This is a genomic window from Enhygromyxa salina, from assembly GCF_000737335.2.
GTDB lineage: Bacteria > Myxococcota_A > Polyangia > Nannocystales > Nannocystaceae > Plesiocystis > Plesiocystis salina_C.
The window spans coordinates 1-20511 of the sequence record NZ_JMCC02000095.1 but is presented as its reverse complement, the minus strand read 5'-3'; the positions used below and the strand labels follow the sequence as shown (position 1 = coordinate 20511).

17 protein-coding genes are annotated in these 20511 nt (G+C 69.9%); 4 read left to right on the top strand and 13 right to left on the bottom strand.

Annotation, left to right across the window (positions count from 1 at the left end; all coding sequences use genetic code 11):
* Positions 1-24: 24 nt before the first annotated feature.
* The 11 genes from DB30_RS30625 to DB30_RS30575 form a co-directional block, all read right to left on the bottom strand.
* Positions 25-1101, bottom strand: coding sequence for a hypothetical protein (locus DB30_RS30625; protein WP_052555677.1), 1077 nt, complete (start codon positions 1099-1101; stop codon positions 25-27).
* Between the two features lie 14 nt (positions 1102-1115).
* Complete coding sequence (locus tag DB30_RS30620; RefSeq protein ID WP_052555674.1) at positions 1116-3614, bottom strand: sulfatase-like hydrolase/transferase; 2499 nt, start codon at positions 3612-3614, stop codon at positions 1116-1118.
* Entirely contained in the window at positions 3601-4527 is a 927-nt protein-coding gene (locus tag DB30_RS30615; RefSeq protein ID WP_052555672.1) for a hypothetical protein, read from the bottom strand. Before DB30_RS30615 ends, DB30_RS30620 begins: the two co-directional genes overlap by 14 nt.
* 25 nt (positions 4528-4552) lie before the next feature.
* The gene (locus DB30_RS30610; RefSeq protein ID WP_052555670.1) at positions 4553-7315 is read right to left on the bottom strand and encodes a hypothetical protein; all 2763 of its coding nucleotides are present in this window, start codon (positions 7313-7315) and stop codon (positions 4553-4555) included.
* Entirely contained in the window at positions 7312-7986 is a 675-nt protein-coding gene (locus tag DB30_RS30605; protein ID WP_146661327.1) for a hypothetical protein, read from the bottom strand. Before DB30_RS30605 ends, DB30_RS30610 begins: the two co-directional genes overlap by 4 nt.
* Before the next feature lie 43 nt (positions 7987-8029).
* Positions 8030-8848, bottom strand: coding sequence for a PhnD/SsuA/transferrin family substrate-binding protein (locus tag DB30_RS30600; RefSeq protein ID WP_052555666.1), 819 nt, complete (start codon positions 8846-8848; stop codon positions 8030-8032).
* Positions 8849-8961: 113 nt separating this feature from the next.
* Positions 8962-10128, bottom strand: a complete 1167-nt coding sequence (locus tag DB30_RS30595; protein WP_052555664.1) for a KamA family radical SAM protein — start codon at positions 10126-10128, stop codon at positions 8962-8964.
* Between the two features lie 52 nt (positions 10129-10180).
* Positions 10181-10681 (bottom strand): hypothetical protein, encoded by a 501-nt coding sequence (locus DB30_RS30590; RefSeq protein WP_052555662.1) that lies wholly within the window; start codon positions 10679-10681, stop codon positions 10181-10183.
* The gene (locus DB30_RS30585) at positions 10678-11295 is read right to left on the bottom strand and encodes an RNA polymerase sigma factor (RefSeq protein WP_165704030.1); all 618 of its coding nucleotides are present in this window, start codon (positions 11293-11295) and stop codon (positions 10678-10680) included. The genes DB30_RS30590 and DB30_RS30585 overlap by 4 nt, the downstream gene beginning before the upstream one ends.
* Positions 11296-11303: 8 nt before the next feature.
* On the bottom strand, positions 11304-11816 hold the full coding sequence (locus tag DB30_RS30580) for a DUF6249 domain-containing protein (RefSeq protein ID WP_052555659.1): 513 nt from the start codon (positions 11814-11816) through the stop codon (positions 11304-11306).
* Positions 11817-11924: 108 nt separating this feature from the next.
* Positions 11925-12587 (bottom strand): hypothetical protein, encoded by a 663-nt coding sequence (locus tag DB30_RS30575; protein ID WP_052555657.1) that lies wholly within the window; start codon positions 12585-12587, stop codon positions 11925-11927.
* Positions 12588-12673: 86 nt separating this feature from the next.
* Here DB30_RS30575 and DB30_RS30570 point away from each other — a divergent pair, with 86 nt between their 5' ends.
* Positions 12674-14296 carry a serine/threonine-protein kinase gene (locus tag DB30_RS30570; protein WP_146661321.1) on the top strand — a complete coding sequence of 541 codons (1623 nt, stop codon included), beginning with the start codon at positions 12674-12676 and terminating at the stop codon, positions 14294-14296.
* 109 nt (positions 14297-14405) lie between these two features.
* A complete protein-coding gene (locus tag DB30_RS30565) occupies positions 14406-15407 on the top strand; it encodes a tetratricopeptide repeat protein (RefSeq protein WP_146661319.1) in 1002 nt (333 codons plus the stop codon).
* Positions 15408-15423: 16 nt separating this feature from the next.
* Here DB30_RS30565 and DB30_RS30560 read toward each other — a convergent pair whose 3' ends face one another.
* Positions 15424-16158, bottom strand: a complete 735-nt coding sequence (locus DB30_RS30560) for a hypothetical protein (protein ID WP_146661317.1) — start codon at positions 16156-16158, stop codon at positions 15424-15426.
* Between the two features lie 48 nt (positions 16159-16206).
* Complete coding sequence (locus DB30_RS30555) at positions 16207-17385, bottom strand: isoaspartyl peptidase/L-asparaginase (RefSeq protein WP_165704029.1); 1179 nt, start codon at positions 17383-17385, stop codon at positions 16207-16209.
* Positions 17386-17448: 63 nt separating this feature from the next.
* On the opposite strand from DB30_RS30555, the gene DB30_RS30550 reads away from it, so the two are divergent.
* Both DB30_RS30550 and DB30_RS30545 read left to right on the top strand, forming a co-directional pair.
* Complete coding sequence (locus tag DB30_RS30550) at positions 17449-18759, top strand: hypothetical protein (protein WP_052555647.1); 1311 nt, start codon at positions 17449-17451, stop codon at positions 18757-18759.
* A 100-nt stretch (positions 18760-18859) separates the two neighbouring features.
* Positions 18860-20511 (top strand): cyclic nucleotide-binding domain-containing protein (locus DB30_RS30545; protein WP_052555645.1); only part of this gene is annotated, 1652 nt, incomplete at its 3' end.

Below are 20511 nucleotides of genomic sequence, written 5' to 3'. Positions count from 1 at the left end.
ACCGGGTCCACGCGCGAAGCGAGATCAGTCGTGATCGTGGTCGCAGTTCTCGTCGTGAACGTGCCCGTGATCGTGATCGTGATCATGGTCGTGATCCTGCTGCCCACCCTGGTCGCGCAGCTGCTGCATCGCCGCCGAAGTCAGCTGCAGCTGGACCAGGTTGACCACGCCCTCGACCGACTCGGGTGCGTCGGCCGTGCGCAGCGCAGTGGTCAGATCCCGAACCCGCCGCGCATCTGCCAGTGAGCCGTCCAAGAACAAGATCACCGCGACGTCATCGAGCGCGTTGGCGAGTGGCCCACGCAGACCGGTCCGCAGCCCCTCGTCGTCCTTGCTCGACGCGACGATGTGCGCGAGCCGATCTTCGTTGGTGATCGACGCGGCCTCGAGCCCCTCCATGCGGTTGCCAAGGTCTTCGAACAGCGCGTTGGCGTCGAACAGCAGCGGCCAGGTGTGGACGGCGCTGACCATCAGGATGTTGCCAAGGTCTTCGGTCGAGGCTTCGACCTCAGCCAGCGCCTCGTCGAGGAAGCTGGGCTGCGGACGCTCGCCCGGCGCGGTGCCAAGGAACTTGGTCAGGGTTGGCAGGTGCTCGTCGACCTGAGCCGGGAGCTGGAAGTTGCTGCGGTGGGTCTGCTCGCGGGCCCACCACAAGCGCGCGGCGACCCACGCGGGTGAGACCACCCGGCCGTCGGCGTCGCGCTGCCAGTCGCGACCGGTGCGGCTCTGCTGCCCATCGGTCTGGTAGTAGGCCGCGAAGTTCAACAAGCGATCGCTGGGATCGATCAGCGCCACGAACAGCGCGGCGCCGTCGTCCTCGTTGGGCAAGCTCAAGGTCATGCGCGTCACACCTGGCGACGCGGCCATGTCGAGCATGGCGATCGGACCCGCATGGCCCCGCATCGACTGGGTGCTGGCCTCGTTCCAGCTGCGCGCTTGCTCGGGGATCTCGATCCCCTTGGCGCGCAGCACATGAATCGCCTTGCGGGCGGCCTTGCGGACTTTTTTATCCGCGTGGTCTTCGAGCTGCTTGAGCGCGGCGCCATCTTGGGCCACTTGAAGCTTCTTGACCTCGTCGAGCAGAGCCTGGGTCTCGGACATGGTGGCGGTACCTATCACAGCCCATGGTCGAGCGCGAAGGCTGGCGCGAGGTTGGCCCCCGTCCCCCAGCGCGGCCGATTCCACTGGGGTTGCTCGGGCAGCTGCCACGCGAGCGCCGTGCGCACCATCCGCAGGGCGATGCCGCCATCGGCGATGCGATCGGCGAGCTCGGCCGGATCGGCCGCCAGATCAAAGAAGTGCTGGGACTCGCGCCCACGCCCAGGTCCGAGCACGAATTTGTGCAGCCCGATGATCGCCGCCCGGCTGCCGTCGCCCAGGTACGACACGACCAGGCGCGGTGGCGGCTGGGGATCGTCGATCAGCGGGACCAGGCTCTCGCCCTGCCAGCGCGGATCGTAGGCCACGCCCAGCAGGTCGGTCAGCGTGGGGGACAGATCCAACAGGTCGACCGGCGCCTGCACGTGACCCGGCGCGAGCAGCTTGGGCGCGCGGATCGCCAAGGGCACGTGGATGCTCTCTTCGAACAGGGTGCTGCCATGGCCGGCGCCGCCGTGCTCCAAGAACTCCTCGCCGTGGACCCCGACGAGCACGATCACGGCCTCGTCGAGCTCCTCGCGCTCGGTCAGGTCGTCGAGCAGCAGACCCAGGGCGAGATCGATGACCTGCAGCTCGCCCCGATACAGCCGCCGCACGTACTCGAGCTGGGCCCGGTCGGGCTCGATCTTGCCGGTCCGCACCCGACCCACCCACATATGGGTGCGGTGCTGGGCGGGCGCCCCCTCGGGCGGGAACACGCCGGCCTCGGCCAGCACCTCGCTGGGCGGATCGTAGGGGGCTTGGGCGTCGTTGAGGACCCCGTAGACAAAGCGCGGGCTGGGCCGCTGGCCGATCTCTTCGAGCATCCCGAGCACGACCTTCTGCGCGTCGTTGCCCCGCGTGTTGCTGCGCACGAGGATCTGATCGTCGGCGAAGCCCTGGGTCAGCCCACGCTCGTTCGAGAAGTACGCGTTGGCCGACACGCTCGAGGTGAAGTAGCCGGCGCGATCGAGCACCTCGGCGAGGGTGCTCTGCCCTTCCGCGACGAAGGTCCCGCGCACCGTCAGGTGGCCAGGCGGGACCACGCTCGTCAGCAACCCGGCGTGAGCTGGGACCGCCGCGGCCCCGAGCGTGTAGGCGCGCTCGAACACCAGCGCGTCGGCCAAGAAGCGCGCGACCGCGGGATAGCCGGGGCTCTTGGGCAACACACCGAGCGCGCCATCGAGCAGATCGTCGGGCCGCACGCCCTCGAGCGCGAGCACGTAGACGTCGCGGGGGGTCCGATCGCGGCGATCCACGGGCATCGTGCGGCGGGCGACGATGTCGAGCTCGGTGAACAGCGCCCCGCCACGCTCGATGCGGCCGTTGGCGTCCCGCTCGACCACCGCGCCGGCTTGGCCACGGGTGCTGCGAACCCGGATCTCCAGGCGCGTCGGCGTCTCGCCGTAGCCCGACAGATCCACGCTCGCGCTGCGCCCCGCCGCGCGCAGGGGCTGCGCGAGCAGCTGGACCGGCGGCCGCGCGTTGCGGTGATCCGCGTCGGTGCTGGCGAGGACTTCGAGGCTCCCCTTCCCTGCAACTTCGATCCGCAGGCGCGCGCGCCGGGGCGGGACCAAGTAGTAGACCAAGCTGCGATCCGCGGGGACCTCGAACTCGACCTCGTCGCCGAGCGAGCGGATCACATAGTCGCTGCCCACCTCGAGATCCGGGGCGCCGGCCTTGATCGCCGCGAGCGTGCCAACCTCGACGCTCTCGATCGCCGCCGAGACCTGGATCTGCGCGGGATCGACGTCGCGGTCGGGTGAGGGCTGGTCCGGGGCCAGCGGCGCGACGTTGCGAAAGTGCAGGCGCAGGCGGTTCTCGCCGGTCACGACGACGTCGTTGGGGAGCGACAAGGTGCGTCGCTCCCAGTCTTGCGACACGCGCAAGTTCGCCAGCGGTCGTTCTTCCCAGAGCACGGTGACCGACTGATCCGGGGCCAGCGCTCGCATCGTGATCGCCATCGCCAGCCCGCGCGTGGGCGGAGGCGGCTCGCCGTCTGGAACCACCTCGCCGGGCTTGGGCACGTAGGGTGTGTCGGGGTTGAGCGAGGGCGAGAGCGCGCCGTCGAGCGGGATGTCGAGCGCGCCGCTGAGCCCGACCAACAGCGCCGCGCGACGATCCCCCACGTCCTGGGCCAAGCGCCACGGTGAAGGGGCCGCCGCCAGCTGCAGGTGCTTGTGGGCGCTGGGGTGGCCCAGATCGATCCACACCCGACCGCCGCGGATCACCACGGCGCTCGGCCGTTGCGCGATCAGATCCTGCCAGGCGTCGGCGCTCTCGACCTTCGACACCGGCGCGAGCCGGGGCGCGGGCGTGGGGCCGTCACCGCTGCCACCCACCCCGGGCTCTGGACGCTGCTTGCTTCGACAGGCCGGGACCGCGAGCAGCACACACAGGGCGGCGAGCAGGCACAGCAGCCCAACCGGGCCGCGCTGCCAGACACCCGCTTGGATCGCCCACTCAGGCTCGCGCACGCCAGGCCTCACGGCTGACACGTATCGCCGGCAACCACGCGAGGATCAACCCAGCCAGAGCGAGCCAGCCAGCGTACCCGCCAAACCGCGGATCGCAGGCCGCAAACAACGAGCCGCGGCTGGCGGCTTCGATCCACGCGACCACGCCGATCGTCCCCAGCAAGGCCGTGAGCGACGCCGAGCCGAGTCCCACGTCGTCGTCGCGGCCGCGGGTGCGCCGATGATCGAAGGCGACCAACACCAGCGAGCCCGCGAGCGCCGCCGCGACGACCCCGAGCTGCAGGCTCTCGAGCCCGCGAATGAACGGGATCACCCGCCCAAACAGCGGCCCAGACGCCCACTCGTCGACCAAGGGCCGGGGCGGGAACAGCTCGCGCGGGAGCGGATCGATCGCCAAGAACAGCTGCGCGAGCACGCCGGCTGCGGCGATCCCCACGCTCATTCGCTGGACGAACAAGGCCAGCGCCGCGCCGAAGATCCCAGCGACCACGGCGGCCCACACCGCGATCCGGACCCGACGGGGCTCGGGCACCCGCAGCTCCCAGCCCGCGCGCCACAGATGCAGCTGCAGCGCGACGCCGCCTCGCGCATCGATGACCTCTGCGCGCAGCAAGTGCGGGCTGTCGTCGGCCTCGAAGTGGGGATCGGCGGCGACCGCCTGCTCGACGCTGCCCAGCACCCACAGCGGCCCCCCGTCGGAGATGACCTCCACGGCCATCGGCTCGTCGCGCTGCAGCTCGCCGTCGTCGTCGGCGATCCCTGCGAGCAACGACAGCTCCGCGAGCGACTCGGTCGCCATGGCGTAGGTGCTCGCGCGCCGCGTGGCCGCGCCGTTGGACCACAGCGCGCCCAGGCATGCGAGGATCACACCGAGCAGTGCCGTGATGACCAGCGTGCGGGAGATCGAGAGCACCCCCGCACACTACCCGAGCCTGAGGTCAACGTTCAGTGTTGGCGGTCCCGACGATCCAGATCGGCTCGAGCGGGAGTTCGTAGGCGACGCGCAGGCTCGCCCCTGCGCGGCCCAGGGCCGGGATCGAGCGCGCGACCCCAGGATGCTCGGGGTCCGGCTCCACCGCCAGCGGGCCCGCCAGCACCCGCGCACGCAGCTGCGCCTTGGCGTCTCCCTTGGTCCGGGCCACGAGCGCGGCGAGGGCTGCCGCCCGCACCCGCGGCGAGCAAGTGGTCGCAGCCCCGATCAGGTGGTCGACCTGGTTGGGGTCGGGGTCGGGGTTGGGGTCGGGCTCGGGGCTGGGATCGAGCGAACGCCACGCGCGATCGCACAGCGCCTCGGGGTCGCTGAGAAACGCGAGCTCGAAACCCAGGGCCGGCGAGTCTGCAGTCGCGCTGCGCCCCTTCGCTCGCGCCGCAGCCTGCTCGAGCGCGGCGACGGCCGCGGGATGGCCCTCGCGGATCGCCGGATCGAACAGCTCGATCAGCTCGAGCAGCCGCTGCCACGCGAGCGCGTCGGCGCGCGTCTCGTTGGCGAGCGCCCCCAGCAGCTGCTCGATCCGAGACCACCGCCGCTGCTTGGGGGCCTGCTCGACATACGCCCGAAGCTGCTCGCGCAGCGCGTTCATGCCTGTGACGTCCCCCTCGCGCACGCCCGCGTCCGCGTCGACGTCACGCAGCACGGTCAACGCGAGCTCGCGCCGCGCCGCCGGGTCGTCGAGTCCATCGCTGTGCAGCAACACCTGCCGCAGCGCCTCGAGGGTGTACTCGCGCGCCCCAAAGCTGCGCCCGGCCACGGCCGCGCGCCCCCACAGCTCGAGCGGCGCGCCAGACTGCGCCGCCGCGGCGATCGTCAACAAGGTCGCTCGATCGGTCTGCCCGTGCGCGAGCGCGATCTCGGCGTGGAGCTGCAGCTGCGTGGACGCCGACAGCTCGGGCGCGTGGATCAGCCGCTCGTCGAGGGTCTCGAGCGTGAGCAGATGCGGCCCAGCGTGGAGCAGGTGGATCAGCGGTGCGCTGCACGAGAGCGCCAGATCCGACTCGATCGCGCTGGCCAGCGCGGCCCCAGTCGCCGGATCACCCAGGCGATCGAACGCAGCGTCGAGCGCTTCGCGGCTGCGCTGTGGATCGAGCCCAACCTCGCGCAGCTGCTCGCTGAATTGCGGATCCAGCCAACGCCCGAGCGCGGGGCAGCGATCCCCACCGCCCAGGTCGAGGCCGGTGACCGCGGCGTCGAGGCGCGGATCCCAGCGCTCGAACCAGGCGTCACCCAGCGCCCGCCACACGATGTTGCGATCGGCACCGCCCGCCGGCTCGTCGTCTTCCATGTGGACGGCCCGCGCGAGCCCAACCGCGGACACCACCGCTGGCAGGACCTCATCGAGCAGCGGACCCGGCACGACCTCCGCGATCGCCAACGCCTGCCACGGGTGACCCAAGACCAGCTCACGACGAACCTCTTCGAGCGCCGCCCCGGCCGCCTGCGCGAGCCCGATCTCCTGGCCCGCGACCAACACCGCGCGGCGCAGCTCGAGGGCCAGCACCGGCTGATCGCGGTGCTCGAGCAGCCGCGCCAGCGTCAGCAACAGATCGAAGCTACGTCGCTCCACGACCACGCGCCGCGACCAGTGCACAGAGGCACCCAGCGCTGGCGTGCCAGGCTCGGCGCTCACCTCGGTTGGGCTCATGTCACGCAGGTTGGTGTTGAGCGCGAACTCGGCCCCGCTCAGATCCCCGACGCTCGCGGCCACCCGCCACGCCTTGGCCGCCTCGTGGGGCCCCTGCCCGCCGACCGACTGCATCGCCGCGACCATCCAATTTTGGGTCTCGCCGCCGGCCACCGCCACCGTCGCAGGCTGCACGCTGCTCAACCGTAGCAGCGCATACTGGCGGACGCCCTCGGGCAAGGTCTCGATCGCCGCGACCACATCCTCGAGCTTGGCGTCGCCGATCCAACCAGACAGCCGCCGGCTCGACGCCAACCCAGGCCCCAGCGCGCCGCCAAACTCGGCCGCGAGCAGCATCGCCACGTCCTCTGGCTCGACCTGCATGTCGTGGTCGGCCGCGAGCTCACTGACCGCCCGCGGCCCACGCTTGCGCGCCAGGGCGAGCTGCTCGGCGAGCCGAGCCTCGAGCGCCGCCACGTCCTGTGGCTTGGGGGCCAGCGGGGCCAGGCTTCGCTGCGCGCGGGCCTGATCTTGCGCCTGCGGCCGCAGCCCCGCCATGAACTCGCGATCCTGATCGGTGATCGCCTGCGGGCACACCAGCGCGAGCCGACGCATGTCGAGATCGGCGGCCAGCGGCTCGTCGAGCTTGGCCTCGGCCTTGGCCCGCGCCCGGAACAGCTCGCAGATCTCAATGGAGTTCGGTGCGCGCTGCAGCGTGTCCACGTCGATGTTGGCCAGCCGCGCATGGTGGGCCCCGGCGATCCCCACGCGTCCCAGCTCGCGCTCGAGCTCGGCGAGCGCGAACAACGACGGCTCTTGCCCGCCGCTTCGAAAGTCCCGCAGCAGCACGGCCCGGGCTTCTTCGGGCTTGCCCAGCTCGACCAGCGCCGTCGCCCACGCGCGCGCGGCCTTGCCCCGCGGGGATCGCTTCTGCGCTCGCGCTTGGCGATCGAGCTCGGCCCAGTCTTCATCCTTGGCGAGCCCGAGCAGCGCCCCGCCGCAGCCGCTCGCGCCCACCCCAACGCCCAGCGTCACGACCAGCGCGACCGCCAGCGATCGCCCGATGCTGGGCCTGCGGCTCACGACCCGCCGCCTGCGTCGCACGCCAGCAGATCCGCGCCGCCGATGTCGGCGAGCAGGCCATCGAGCAGGCGCTGTTCTTCGCCAGACAGCTGCGCCCGGGCGCCCTGGGCCAGACACAAGCTCGGAAACGCCGGCTCTGGATCACCCAGCGCGATGTACCCCTCCGCCAGCCGCAGATGGTTCGTCGGCGCCTCGGGGTGGGCAGCGACGACGTCCTCGAGCAGCTCGAGCCCCTGCTCCGAGTCACCGTCTGCGAGGTGCTGGCCCGCGAGCACATACAGCGTGCCAAGCATGCGCGTGGCCGCCATGTCGCGGTACCCGGGATCCCGCTCGATGCTGGTCAGCGCCCACGTGCGCATCTCTTCGAGCAGCTTGAGCGCCTTGAGCCCGCGCCCCTCGGCGACCCGCCCCGCGACGGCGGCCCGCACATACGCGTACGCGGCCGACTGGTCATCCGCGGCGGCCCGAACCTGCTCGAGCGCCGCGACGCGGTCGGCCTCGCTGTCCGTACCGGCCGCGATCCGCCCTTCGAGCAGATCGTAGAGCGCCAAGGGATCGGCCTGACCGGCCTGATCCGCCTGAGCGATGCTGGGATCGACGGTCCCGCTCGGCTTGCAAGCCAAGCTCGTCAAACCGAGCACCAGGGCGATCACTGCTGCGCGGGCGTGCACAGCGGAGGGATATCAGAAAACCCCAGCGCCCGCCCAGCCTGACCTATTGATAGTCCTTGATCACATCGGCGTAGGCGGACTCGCCGGCTGGCTCGAGCGAGCGCAGACCCACTTCTTTGCAAGCCGCCGCCCCGTCGCCCGTGCACACCGCCGCGAGGGTCTTCTTGAAGCTCGCCTTTTCACTCGCGGGTGCGCTGGGGAACGCGACCACGGCCATATCGGGGAGCTCCCGGGACGACCACACCGTCTTGACCGCCGCGCCGCCGTCGGCCTTGGCCAGGCTGGCGAGCTGGGCGTCGTCGATCAACGCACAGGCCACTTCACCGCGGGCGACCGCGTTGACGGTCTTCATGGGGCGGCGGGTGTCCTCGACGGTGAAGTCCGAGAGCGAGAAGTCCGAGCGCCCCACCACCTTGTCGATGAACTTGGTGTCGTCGCCGTGGTCGGTGCCAAGGGTCTTGCCCTTGCAGCCCGCGAGGCTGGTCTCGCTGGCGCTGACGACAAAATATTGATGACCCCCACCACCGGTGACCTCTGCCGAGCCGATGACCTCGAGCTTGTGCTTGCCGCGAAGGTCGAGGAACGCTGCGAGGGAGAGGATCCCGTAGTGGGGGCTGTTGGCGCCGATCCACTGGGCGGCGGTGGAGCGACTGGTCAGGTACTGGCCGGCGGCGCTCGGCCACTTGTTTTGCCGGGCGACGTGGGCCAACAGGTTGTCTACGTATTGTTGGGCGGAGGCGGCGCTGCCCACACCGTGCTCTTTGAGAATCAGGACGTTGACCCCGCCTTCACCCGCGTCTGCGGCGATTGGGGCAAGGGCCAGGGCGGCGAGGAAGGTGGCACAACAAGCGTTTCGAATCATCTGACGCACGGGGGACCTCGTGACGGCCTTGGACGGGCACTCTCGGGGGTTATGCACTCCCATCTCCCGCTAGCGCCGACCAGGCTCGCGCGGGAGTGTGGCATGTCTCACGTCTAGCTGACCAGGGGCAGGCTGGCGGAGCGCCTGGGGATGACCTGTGGTGGGCCCGCGGGGTCCACATACTCGTACTCGTGCCCGTTGGCGTTGCGAAACCGCCAGCGGCGCCCCTCGCGAGAGATCACCCGGTCCGGCGTCAGCGCGACCTTGCCGCCCCCGCCGGGCAGATCGACCACGAACTGTGGGATCGCCAGGCCCGAGAGCCGCCCGCGCAGCTCGTCGATGATCCGCAGCCCGGTCTCGATCGGGGTGCGCAGGTGTCCACTGCCGCGCACCGGATCGCACTGAAACAAATAGTAGGGCCGGCAGCGGTGGCGGACGAGCCAGCGGTTGAGCGTGGTGATGGTCTGCGCGTCGTCGTTGAGATCGCGCAACAGCACGGTCTGGTTGCCGATCGCAAACCCAGCGTCGGCCAGGCGCTCGAGCGCGCGACCGGCCTCTGGCGTGCACTCGCGCGGGTGGTTGAAGTGCGTGCTGACCCAGATCGGATGCAGCTCGCGCAGCGGCGCCAGCAGCTCGGGCGTGATCCGCTGCGGCAGGGTCACCGGGTTGCGCGTGCACAGACGCAGCACCTCGACGCTGGGGATCTCTCGCAGCGCCCCGCAGATCTCGACGAGCCGACGATCCGAGAGGCTGAGCGGATCGCCGCCCGAGATCAGCACGTCGCGGATCGCTGGCGTGCGTCGCAAGTACGCGTAGGCAGCTTCGAGCGCCCCACGCGACGGCGCCGAGGCGACATCGCCGACCTTGCGCGCGCGCGTGCAGTGTCGGCAGTACACCGGGCAGTTGTGGCTGACGTAGAGCAGCGCGCGATCCGGGTAGCGATGCGAGATGATCTCGACCGGGCGATGGTCGTCCTCGCCGAGCGGATCTTCCATGTCGCCCAGGCTCGGCAGGCCCTCGTCCGCGACCGGGATCGCCTGGCGGCGGACCGGACAGCTGCTGCCCGCGCGGGTGCAGTCCATCAGCGAGGCGTAGTAGGGCGTGATCGCAAACGGAAACCCGCGGGCCCCGATCCCATCACGCTCGCGCGGATCGAGATCGACGAAGCGCTCGAGCTCGGCGAGGGTGCTGACCCGGTTGCGCTGCTGCCAGCGCCAGTCGCTCCAGTCTGCGTCGGACACCGATGCCCAGCGAGGGTGGCGGATCGAGGCGTCGCTCATACCCCGGAGACATACCCCGAAAGTGCGAGCTCGAAACGGGCGCCAGGCTTGGTCAGGCGTCGGCGCGTCGGTCTCCGCCGGCCGGGACCAGCGCCAGCGCGCACGCAGCGAGCAACAAGACCATCCACATGCCCCCCGCTTCGACCGCGTGGGCGTGATACCAGTGGTGGACGGGCTCGACCCAGCTCGTGAGCTCGCCAGAGCTGAGCAGCGGGCCGAGCAGCAGATACGCGACGCCGATCGCCAGCGCGTAGGCCGACGCCAAGATCCAGTTGCGACGGCGATCGTCGACGGCCTCGAGCGTGGGCAGGCGATCCATGACCTGGCGCGTGAAGAACACGTCGCTGGGCTCGTGCACGTCGAGCAGGGCGAGCTCCATCTCGACGAACTCGGCCAGCTCCTGCCGACACGCGGGATCGTGGGTCACGAGCTGACGCAGCGAACGCGGCAGCCAGCGCTCGCCGGTTGGATCTTCGCGCAGCAGCTCTGGATCGAGGTCGAGCTCGGTCAGCCGCTCGACGAAGCGATCGAGGTCGGGGCTCGGCGCGCTCATCCAGCGCGCCTCGCTTCGGCCCGGTCGCTGTTGTCTTTTGCGTCGCGCAAGTGCTCGCGCAGCAGCTTCTTGGCCCGATGCAGGTGGGTCTTCACCGTGCCGATCGGGAGCTCGAGCAGCTCCGCGATCTCGGGGTACGAGACGTCTTGCAGGTAGTGCAGCGTGACGACCACCCGGTAGCGCTCGGGCAAGGTGGCGATCGCCCCCGCGAGGTCACGACGCAGATCCAGGCGGCTGGCCGACAGCTCGGTGTCGGGTGCAGGTGCGTGGTTCTCGAACCCCTCGGGCAGGGCCGACAAGGTCTTGCCGCGGGTCCGGTGGTTGACGAACACGTTGTACGCGATGCGGTAGATCCAGGTTGAGAACCGCGACCGCCCCTCGAACCCGACCAGACCCCGATACGCCCGCAGGAACACCTCTTGGGCGAGGTCGTCAGCCAGCGTTCGGTTGCCGGTCAAGCGCAGCAACAGGCCGCGAACCTTGCCCTGGTGGCGCCGCACGAGCTCGGCAAACGCCGCGTTGTCGCCGCCGCTGTTGGCCCGCTCGACCAAGCTCTCGTCGTCGAGATCCGCGACACCGGCGACCTCGCCGACCTGCCCCCATGTCTGAGCCAACGCCCGACTCACTGCGACCCCCCTGGCTTGCTGACGGCGAAGCGATGACTGACCAAGTACCCAATACCGATGAAGCCAGGGATCAACCCGGCCGGGCTCAGGCTCTGACTCGCGCCAAACATGGACGCGAGCAACAACCCAACCCCGGTGCACACCAGCACGAGCCCGCGCCGGAGATCGCTGCCGTTGTTGGCGCCGACCAGCTCGGGCGGCGGCTCGATCCCCTTCTCGACCATGCGACGGGCAAGATCCAGGCGGTGGCGGGTGGTCGCGTGGCGAAACCGGATCACCGAGATCACGATCAGGGCGACCACCGCCAAGAACGCGAGGTCGAACGGCCGAAACCCGGTGTCGCAGCTGGGCGTGCGGGTCTCGAACAGCATCGAGTCGAACTCCAGCAAGTAGCCGAGCGCGCCCGAGCAGCCCTGGCCGCCGATGCCCGTGTCGATCACCAAAGGGGTGAGATCAGCGGCGAGCGCCGTCCCCGCCACGCCCCAGGTCAACAGACCGGCGGCGAGCATGAACCCGACTCGCGTCAGACGGGCAGCGAGCGGGCGCCCGCGGGCAAGCGAAACAGATGGTTGCGGCAGCATCGGCACGGGTGCGACCCAGCCAGTGTCCGTGGGGTTTCAACCCGCGGCAAGCCGGGCCGAGCCAAGCTGGGTTTCGCGGTAGTCACGCCACATGGCGAGCAGATCCGCCGCTGGCAGGGGCGGCCCCCCCGCACGACGGATCGCCTCGCTCAACTGGCGGTGGCCCCGCTCGACCGTCGCCCGGAGCTCCTCGGCGCGAGCTGGGACCGAGATCTGGGCGTCGACGCGCGCGCAAAAGGCCGGATGATCGTGTTCTAGACCGTGAAATACGCCCTGAATCTCGAACTGCTCGGCAAACCACTCGCGCACGAAGCGTTGCGGATCCGTGTGCAAGGGCGCACAGACCGAGGCACTCACGCCACAACACGCCAGCTCCTCCCACAACACCTGCCGATGGTCCCGACGCTCGATATCGAGCGGGATCGTTCCGTAGTCAAAGCCATGGTCATCCGCGAGGCGGCCCAGAAACAAAGCGTGGACGACCTCATGGATTAGGTTTGGGAGCCCTTGGGCTTCGATAATCCACTCGCAGCCGACGAATTCCAGCGCTTCACCGCTGCTGGCCCGTCGGCAAAGATTACCGTGCTCGGGCCCCAGCAGGATGAATCCACCCATTTCCGCGATGACCTCGCGCAAGCGGTGGACCAGATCGGCGCGCGCGTGACACTCGATCCCTGTCGACTTTGACTTTTCTCCCATTTGATTCGACGTAAGCCCAGATAAGTCTTCGGCATCTTGCCGCGCGCCTGATACTGTCGGTCTCGGCACGCTCTGTAGCTCCGGTCATGCCTGGTATCCCCGCATTGAGCAACGCGATTCCGGCAGAGATTGCCGAGACCTCGGCGCGCGCCGAGCCGGACCGATCGGGCCGGACAGCAGAGCACGCGGGCCAGGCAGAGCTGACACAGATCGAGTCTGCGCGCGGTGCCGCCCGCGAGGCCGTTGCCCGCGGCAAGTCCGAGTGGCGCAGGCGCCCGGCCGAAGAGACCTTCAACCTCGGTCGCTACTTGATCACCGGTCGCATCGCGAGCGGCGGCATGGCGACGGTGTATCGGGCCAGGCTCGACGGCGAAGGTGGGTTCGCGCGCGAGTTTGCGATCAAGGTCATCCACGCCCACCTCGCCGCCGCCGAAGGCTTCAAGGATCGCTTCTTGGACGAGGCCCGCGTGGCGTCGCGGGTCAACCACCCCAACGTCGTTGCGACGATCGACTCGGATCAAGACCACGGCTACCACTACTTGGTCCTCGAGCTGGTCGACGGCGTCACGCTGCGGCAGCTGCAGGTCAATGATCTGCACCGCAGCGCGACCTCCGAAGGCGCGCGGCTCAACCCCTCCGAAGCGGCGCGCGTGGTGTGTGACGCGGCGCGGGGGCTTCACGCGGTCCACACGGTCGTCGACGACGAAGGCCAGTCGCTGGAGGTTGTCCACCGCGATCTGTCGCCGCACAACCTCATGCTCGACATCACCGGCCGCACCGTGCTGATCGATCTGGGCCTCGCCAAGGCCCGCGGTCAGCTCGGCCACACCCAGACCGGGGTGCTGTGCGGCAAGCTGCCCTACATGAGCCCCGAGCAGAGCCGCATCGCGCCGCTCGATGCCCGCTCGGATGTGTTCAGCTTGGGCAGCGTGCTGTTCGAGCTCGCCGTCGGCCAGCCACCCTTTGGCGACGACCACACCCCCGGCACGCTCGACAAGCTCCGCAAGTCCGATCCCGATCGGCTCGCGCGGCTCCTGGTCGAAGCCGAAGTCCCGAGCTGGCTGGCCCGCGTCGTCCTGGGCTGTCTGCGCCGTGAGCCGGGAGCTCGCTACCAGACCGCCGCCGCGCTGGCCGACGCCCTCGATGACGGCATGCGCGACGCGGGGGTGATCCAGTCCAACGTCCGCCAAGCTCTGTCGCGCCGCGCCACCGCCGTCGCGGAGCAGCTTGGGCCGCTGCATCCCGCCGAGCCGCTGCCGCCGTTGATCTCCTTGGACCCAACCGGTTCGCACCGCGCCGTCCCGCAAGTGGGTGGCTTCATCGGCGGGCTACCTGGCTGGGTCCGCGGGCTCGGCATGGCGACCGCGGGGGCGGTCCTCGTGCTGCTCGTGCTGTTGGCGATCGAGTCGTTCGACCGCAGGTCCGCGCGCGCGGGCGACCAACACTGGATCCCAAACCTCACCGCAGCCGTGAACGCCACCGCGGCCCGCCCCGAGCCGATCGCGGCCGAACATCCAGATCATCCCGATCAGGCTGCGTCCCCGGGGTCGGATCGCGGGGACTCGCCCGCCGGTTCGGCCACGGCTCCGCTCCCGCTGGACACCACCGCCCCCCCCGACGAGGTGGTGCTCGAGCCCGTGCACAAGCGCAAGCGGCCGGGTGCCAACCGTGACCCTCTCGAAGAGTTCAAGAGCAATCCGTACGAGTAGCGACATGTGCGGGCGTCGGCATGGTCGGGTTCTGAATCCGGGTTAATCAATGGCGCTCGCTCTGGCCTCGCTCTCAGCTTTCGCTGCGCTCGTCATCGCAGCGAGCCCCGTGGGCAGCGTTGCGTTTGGGCCCAGCCCGCACGCCGACGCGGATGGCCCGAGCGCCGGGCCCAGCCAACCGCACGAGGGCGAAGACCCACGCGAGACCGCCAAGCGCTCGTTCGACGCGGGCATGGCCGCGATCGCAAGCGGTGAGTTTGATCTCGCGGTGTCCAGCTTCGAGCGGGCCCACAGCATGCTCCCCCACCCGGTCACGCTGTTCAACCTCGCGCTCGCGCTCGAGAAAGCCAAGCGCTTGCCCGAGGCGTGGGAGCTGTTCGACGACATCATTGACACGGTCGAGAGCAACGCGGAGCGACGCGAGGTCCGTCGCCACATGCGGACGATCGAGAGCAAGATTGCGATCGTCGAGGTCGACGCACATCCGCGCAAGCGACTGTGCATCGACGGCCTCGACATGCCCAGGGGCGAGACCAGCGACTATCGGCTCGCGGTCGATCCGGGGCGCTACGACATGCTGCTCGACGAGCACGCGTTCAGCGTGGAGTTCGAAGCTGGGGATCGCCGCGTGCTGCTGCTCGACCGCGCCGACAATTTGGTGCCCAGTGAGCGCGGCGGGGTGCTGCTGCCGGCGATGGCAGGCACGGCGATCGGCACGGGCGCGCTCGCGCTGGTGCTGGGGATCAGCGCGGCAACGACCAAGGACGATCTTGCCCAGACGAGCTTGGCCGTGGGCACTGCGACCAGCGCCGGGCTGGCTGTCGCGGCCAGCGTGGTCGTGTTGTTGCTCGAGACCCGCGTGATCGAAGATCGAACCCGGTCGTACCCAGAGGGGGCGAACCGCAAGACGGGCACGACCTGTCCCGGGTCGCCCAAGCTCGAGCGGCGGCTCGATCTGCAGATCGGGCCAACCCTCGATCGGCCCGTCGAATTCTCGATCGCCCCGTCGCTCCAGCCCCGCCCCACCGCGGTCACAGCGAGCGTCCCAAGCGAGGAGTTTCCCCATCCGCACGCGATCCAACCGCCCCGCGGGCGAGGACGCTCGCTCTAGCGAGACCCAGCCCGAGTCAGAATCGGCCGCCGACGACCACGCCGAGCTCGCCGGGGCCGAGGGCGAAGCTGGCCTTGATGCGGCGCTTTTGTAGGGCACCCACGACGATCATCGCGACGCCGCCCGCCATCAGGACCCCGCCGGGAATCCCCATCGTCAGCGCCGCGCGTTCACGTGCGTCGGCGAAGCAGTTGTTCCCGGCCCCGGTCTGACACGGCGTCGTCTGACTCATGGCGATCCCGCCACCGAGCAAGACCGCGCCGGTGATCGTCGCGCCGATCCCCGCGCCAAGCCAACGCCGCGCGGTCTGGGCCTCGGGGCTGTCGCGGAGCAGGTCGTAGCCATCGTCGATCCCGGCGCTCTCGTCGTGGTCGAGATCGTCGTCGAGGTCTTCGTCGAGATCGTTGTCGAGGTCTTCGTCGAGATCCTGCTCGAGGTCTTCGTCGAGAGCCTGCTCGAGCTCGGGTTCGGGCGGCTCGGGTGCCGGGGAGTCCCCGCCCGGCGCGAGCACGACGTCGTCGACGTTGGGCAACGGTTCGTCCTGCGCTGCGCCAACGTCCTGCGCTCCGTCAACGTCCTCCGCTCCGCCAACGTCCTCCTCCGGTGCGCCGTCCTCCGCCGCTGGCGGTTCGCTCGGAGCTTGGCCGGCGCCATCAACCTGTTCGGGCGGCGCTGCAGCTGCGCGCGGAGACGCCAACCCAAGGCCGAGCGCGACGGTCAGACAAACGAGTCCGCGAGGCAGATCCCTCATGAGCGTTCCGACAGTAGAGCGCCCACCGACGAATGCCAAGCCGACTGCTCAGCGATCCCCATGTTGGATGAAGGTGTCAGCCTGGTGGCGGCCCTCACGATCGCGGGCCGCCCACGCCATCTGAGACGTCGCAACCGCGCCCCAGCCCAGCTGGGACACCGCGATCACGCCAACCCCCTCCTCGGGGCTGATCTCGCGGATCGCCGCGTTGATGGCGTCCTTCGGCATGTGGCCGCGGGCGAGCAGATCGTAGACCCGCGCCGCCACCCGCTCGCGGATGATCGCCTCACCCTTGCCCGTGGCCGCGACGGCGCCCTCGGGGCCCGCGTAGAGCCCCGCGCCGAGCACCGGGACGTCGCCCACGCGGCCGTGGATCGCGAGGGTCGTGCCGCCGGTCGACAACGCCGCGGCGTAGCGGCCTTGCGCAGTGCGAACCACCACGCCCACGGTGTCCTGGGTCTGATCGGGCTCGAAGGCTCGCTCTGGCTGTTCGGCGGCGGCGAGCTCGGCGGCACGCAGCAGCGCCATCGCCTCTTCGAGGCTCGCTGGCGCGGGCGTCTCGAAATTCCAGTGCGCGCGCCAGTCCCACTGCGCCCATGGGCCCTCGGCGGGCTCGGAGAACAAGCGCGCGTAGCCTCGCTCGAGCTTGGCGCGAGCCTCTGGCGTCGCGAGGTCGCGGGCCTCGAGGTCCAAGGTCGCCGCGAACCGCTGGGCGCCGTCCCCCACCAGCAGCAAGTGCGGCGAGTCAGCGACCGCTTCCGCGACCCGGATCGGGTGGCGGATCCCCGCGATGCCAGCGACCGCCCCAAACCGGGCGCGGTCGTCCATGATCGCCGCGTCGGCTTCGATGCTGACCCCGTCCAGGCGCAGGTTGGCGCCCGTCCCCGCGTTGAAGCGCGGGTCGTCCTCGAGCGCTTCGATCGTCGCGATCGCGGCCGCGACCGCGGCCTGCTCAGCCGCGACCTGCTCGCTCGACCCCGGATCAGAACCCCCCTCGAGCTGCGCGAACCCAAGCTCGACCGCCGCCGCGGGCCCGTCGCTGCGCGAGGCGGGCGAGCCCTGACCACCGTGCGCGAGGATCAGCGGACCCACCCGCGCCGGGTCGGCCTCGATCCGCTCGACCGCCACCCGATCCACGCTCCGCCCGGGGACCTCGCCGACACTCGGCGCCGCGTGGCACGCTGCTAGCGCAACGAGCGTGAGCATCCATGGACGGCGGTGACGCATGCCGCACGCTACCAGCCGCACCGCACGCTTGCGTCGCTGGGGCCCGACCGTCAAGATTGGCCAGTGTACGGCCCCCTCAGCCTCGCCTTGGCGCTGGCACTGGCCCCGCCGCAGGGGCCGCCCGAGCCAAGCGCTGGCCACGATCCCAGCAGCGAGCAGTGCCGCGCCCAAGGCTTGGACTTCTTCCTTGGGTTCGGGCGCCGCCAAGCGCCAACGGTGCTCGAGGTCTACCTCGATCCCACCGCGTCCGAGACCGGCCCGCTGCGGCTGTGGCTCGAGCTGCGCCGCGTCGCGGGCGAGCGCGGCGATGAGCTGCGCATGGAGCTGGTCCCGATTCGCGGCTTCCTGTCCGCAAGCGACGCCGAGAGTGACGCGGTCCGGGTGTGGTTCATGGCCGTCGCGTCGCTCGGGAAGGCGGAAGAGGCCCTGCGCCTGCTCGAGCGCCAAGACTGGCCGCTGGTGGCCGCCGAGCTGCGCACTGAAGAGGGCCGCGCTCGCCTGGCCCGGGAGCTCGAGCTCACGGTCGAAGCGGTCGAAGCCCGCCGCACCGGGGCCTCGGGGGCCTGCCTGCGCCGCAACCTCGAGCGCGCGTCCAAGCACCTCGCGTCGCAGCCCTCGGGCCCCCGGGTGACCATGATCGGGGTCGTGGATCGCGACGGCAACGAACAGTTCTTGGACCTCGACACAGAGCTGACCGAGCTGCGCACCCGGCTCGATCGCCTGATCACCGTGCCCGCCAACCTCGACGCGTCCGTCGGCATCATCCCGTTCGCCGCGGGCATGACCGGCCGGACGTCTCGGCTCGATCGCACCTTCCCCGAGACCGGCGTGCTCGTTGGCGGCGACGCCCTGCCCCATCGGCTCGTGTTGTTCATCGAGGACGAAGAGCACGGTCGGCTGCCCGACTGGCTGGCCCCCGCCATGCAGTTTCGCGAGCGCAACCCCGGCCAGCTCTCGGTCCAGCTGATCGCGGCTGGCGTCAGCAGCCGCGCGATCAGCCTGCGTCGGCGCCTGTGCGCGGCCCGAACCCTGGGCCTCGAGGTCGAGTACATGCTGCACCTGGCCAACCCGCCCTCGTTCCGCCGCTTGCACGAAGATGATCTCTACGAGGTCCTGCTGCCCGTCGCAGACTCCGACGCGTGCAGCGACAGCGAAGCGCTCGAGTCGCGTGACGACGCGCCAGCGAACGCCGGGGCACGCGGTGGCAGCGACTTCGGTCACCCGCGCGGCGCCTGGCTCGACGGGCGACCGGTCAACCCGGCGGATCTCGAGAGCCTCGAGTGGCGGCTCGACAACGAACGGGGCCCGAGCCTCATCGACTGGCTCTTGACCCCAAATCGGCTCGCTGGCGAGGGTGTCGGGTTCGAGTTCTGATCCCAAACCGGATACCATTCGCCCAGCTCCGGGCCCGGTCTTGGGCCCTCCTCCCCCCTCTTCGCCTCTTCTCTGCTCGCCTTCTCCTCCTCTGCTCGCCATGGATCTCAAGTACTGGGCTGCCACGGATGTGGGGCGCAAGCGCACTCACAACGAAGACAACTTCCTGATCGATCAGGAGCTGCGCTTCTTCGTGGTCGCGGACGGCATGGGCGGTCACGCCTCGGGTGAGGTCGCCAGCGCGATGGCGGTCCACACGATCCGCGGCATCCTCGCGCGCGAGCACGATCTGTTCGAGCAAGGCCGCGACGACGATCCAACCTGGCACATGGAGATCTGCATGCTGCTGGAGTACGCGGTCCACGTCGCGTGCGAGCAGATCTACAGCAAGGGCGTGCAGGAGCCCGAGAAGAAGGGCATGGGCACCACGGTGGTGTCGCTGCTGATCGTTGGGGATCGCGGATACATCGCCTATGTCGGCGACAGCCGCATCTACCTGCTGCGCGGCGGCATCGTCTACCAGCTGACCGAAGATCACTCGCTCATGAACGAGTTGATCCGCCAAGGCAAGATCACGGCCGAGGCGTTCGACGACAGCCCCTACGCGCAGTTCAAGCACGCCATGACCCGCGCGGTCGGGCCCAACGAGGCCGTGGAGGTCGACACCCTCGACTTCGACATGATCCCCGGCGACTCGTTCTTGCTGTGCAGCGACGGCCTCTACGAGTACCTCGACGACAGCGACATCTCGCACATGCTCGCGCTGACGGAGGTCAAGGACATCCCCGGTCGGCTGATCGACATGGCCAACACCCGCGGTGGAAAGGACAACATCACCGCGCTGATCATCCAGGTCCCCGAGAACGCCGACGGCAGCGATCGCGCCGCAGAGATCAACTTCACCCTCGACACCCTCAAGTCGATCCCGCTGTTCGCCGCGCTGACCTATCAACAGCTCGTGCGGATCATGAACCTCACGCGGATCGTCCCGTTCGAGGCCGGCAACGTGCTGTGCCACGAGGGTCAGCCCGCCGAAGAGCTGTTCGTGATCCTGCGCGGCTTGGTCGAGCTCGAGTCGGGTGGCTCGCACGTGGCCACGCTCCCGCAGGGATCGCACTTTGGCGAGATGGCGCTGGTCGGCACGACCCCCCGCTCGGCCACGGCCACGGCGGTCGCCGACGGCAAGCTGCTGATCATCAACCGCGAGGACTTCTACGAGATCCTCCGCAAAGAAGCCCCGCTCGCGGTCAAGCTGCTGTGGGCGTTCGTGCAAGAGCTCAGCTCGCGGCTGCGCCAGGCCAACCTGGATCTGAGTCAGGCCCGCGATCCGTCCAGCGAAGCAAGCGGCATGCTCGGCCACGGCGCGCCCGCGGATGAGGTCATGGACATCATGGATCTCAGCGAAGAGATCGTCGTCAGCGAGTCGAGCGCCGAGCTGTCGCGCGACGAGCTCACCGCGGAGCTGGCCAACGAGTCGGCCGACGAGACGACCGAGGACACCGTCCGCGAGCCCAGCGACACCTTGTCGCTGGACCCCAACGAGATGCGCGACCTCGACGAGGACGACGACTTGGACGGGCTCGACACGATCGAGCCCGAGGCCGTGGAGCTCGACGCGGACGAGGTCTTGGCGGTTCAGGTCCAGGCGCCGAGCGAGCCCACGATCGCCGCGGCGCCGACCATCGCGGCGCGTACCATCGCGGCGCCGACCATCGCGGCGCCGACCATCACCGACTTGATGCATCGTGATCC

Excerpts from the sequence above, each read along its gene's own strand:
- DB30_RS30560 (WP_146661317.1), bottom strand. The coding sequence starts at position 16,158 with ATGAGGGATCTGCCTCGCGGACTCGTTTGTCTGACCGTCGCGCTCGGC.
- DB30_RS30595 (WP_052555664.1), bottom strand. The coding sequence starts at position 10,128 with ATGAGCGACGCCTCGATCCGCCACCCTCGCTGGGCATCGGTGTCCGAC.
- DB30_RS30570 (WP_146661321.1), top strand. The coding sequence starts at position 12,674 with ATGCCTGGTATCCCCGCATTGAGCAACGCGATTCCGGCAGAGATTGCC.
- DB30_RS30555 (WP_165704029.1), bottom strand. The coding sequence starts at position 17,385 with ATGCGTCACCGCCGTCCATGGATGCTCACGCTCGTTGCGCTAGCAGCG.
- DB30_RS30580 (WP_052555659.1), bottom strand. The coding sequence starts at position 11,816 with ATGCTCGCCGCCGGTCTGTTGACCTGGGGCGTGGCGGGGACGGCGCTC.
- DB30_RS30590 (WP_052555662.1), bottom strand. The coding sequence starts at position 10,681 with ATGAGCGCGCCGAGCCCCGACCTCGATCGCTTCGTCGAGCGGCTGACC.
- DB30_RS30575 (WP_052555657.1), bottom strand. The coding sequence starts at position 12,587 with ATGGGAGAAAAGTCAAAGTCGACAGGGATCGAGTGTCACGCGCGCGCC.
- DB30_RS30625 (WP_052555677.1), bottom strand. The coding sequence starts at position 1,101 with ATGTCCGAGACCCAGGCTCTGCTCGACGAGGTCAAGAAGCTTCAAGTG.
- DB30_RS30600 (WP_052555666.1), bottom strand. The coding sequence starts at position 8,848 with ATGATTCGAAACGCTTGTTGTGCCACCTTCCTCGCCGCCCTGGCCCTT.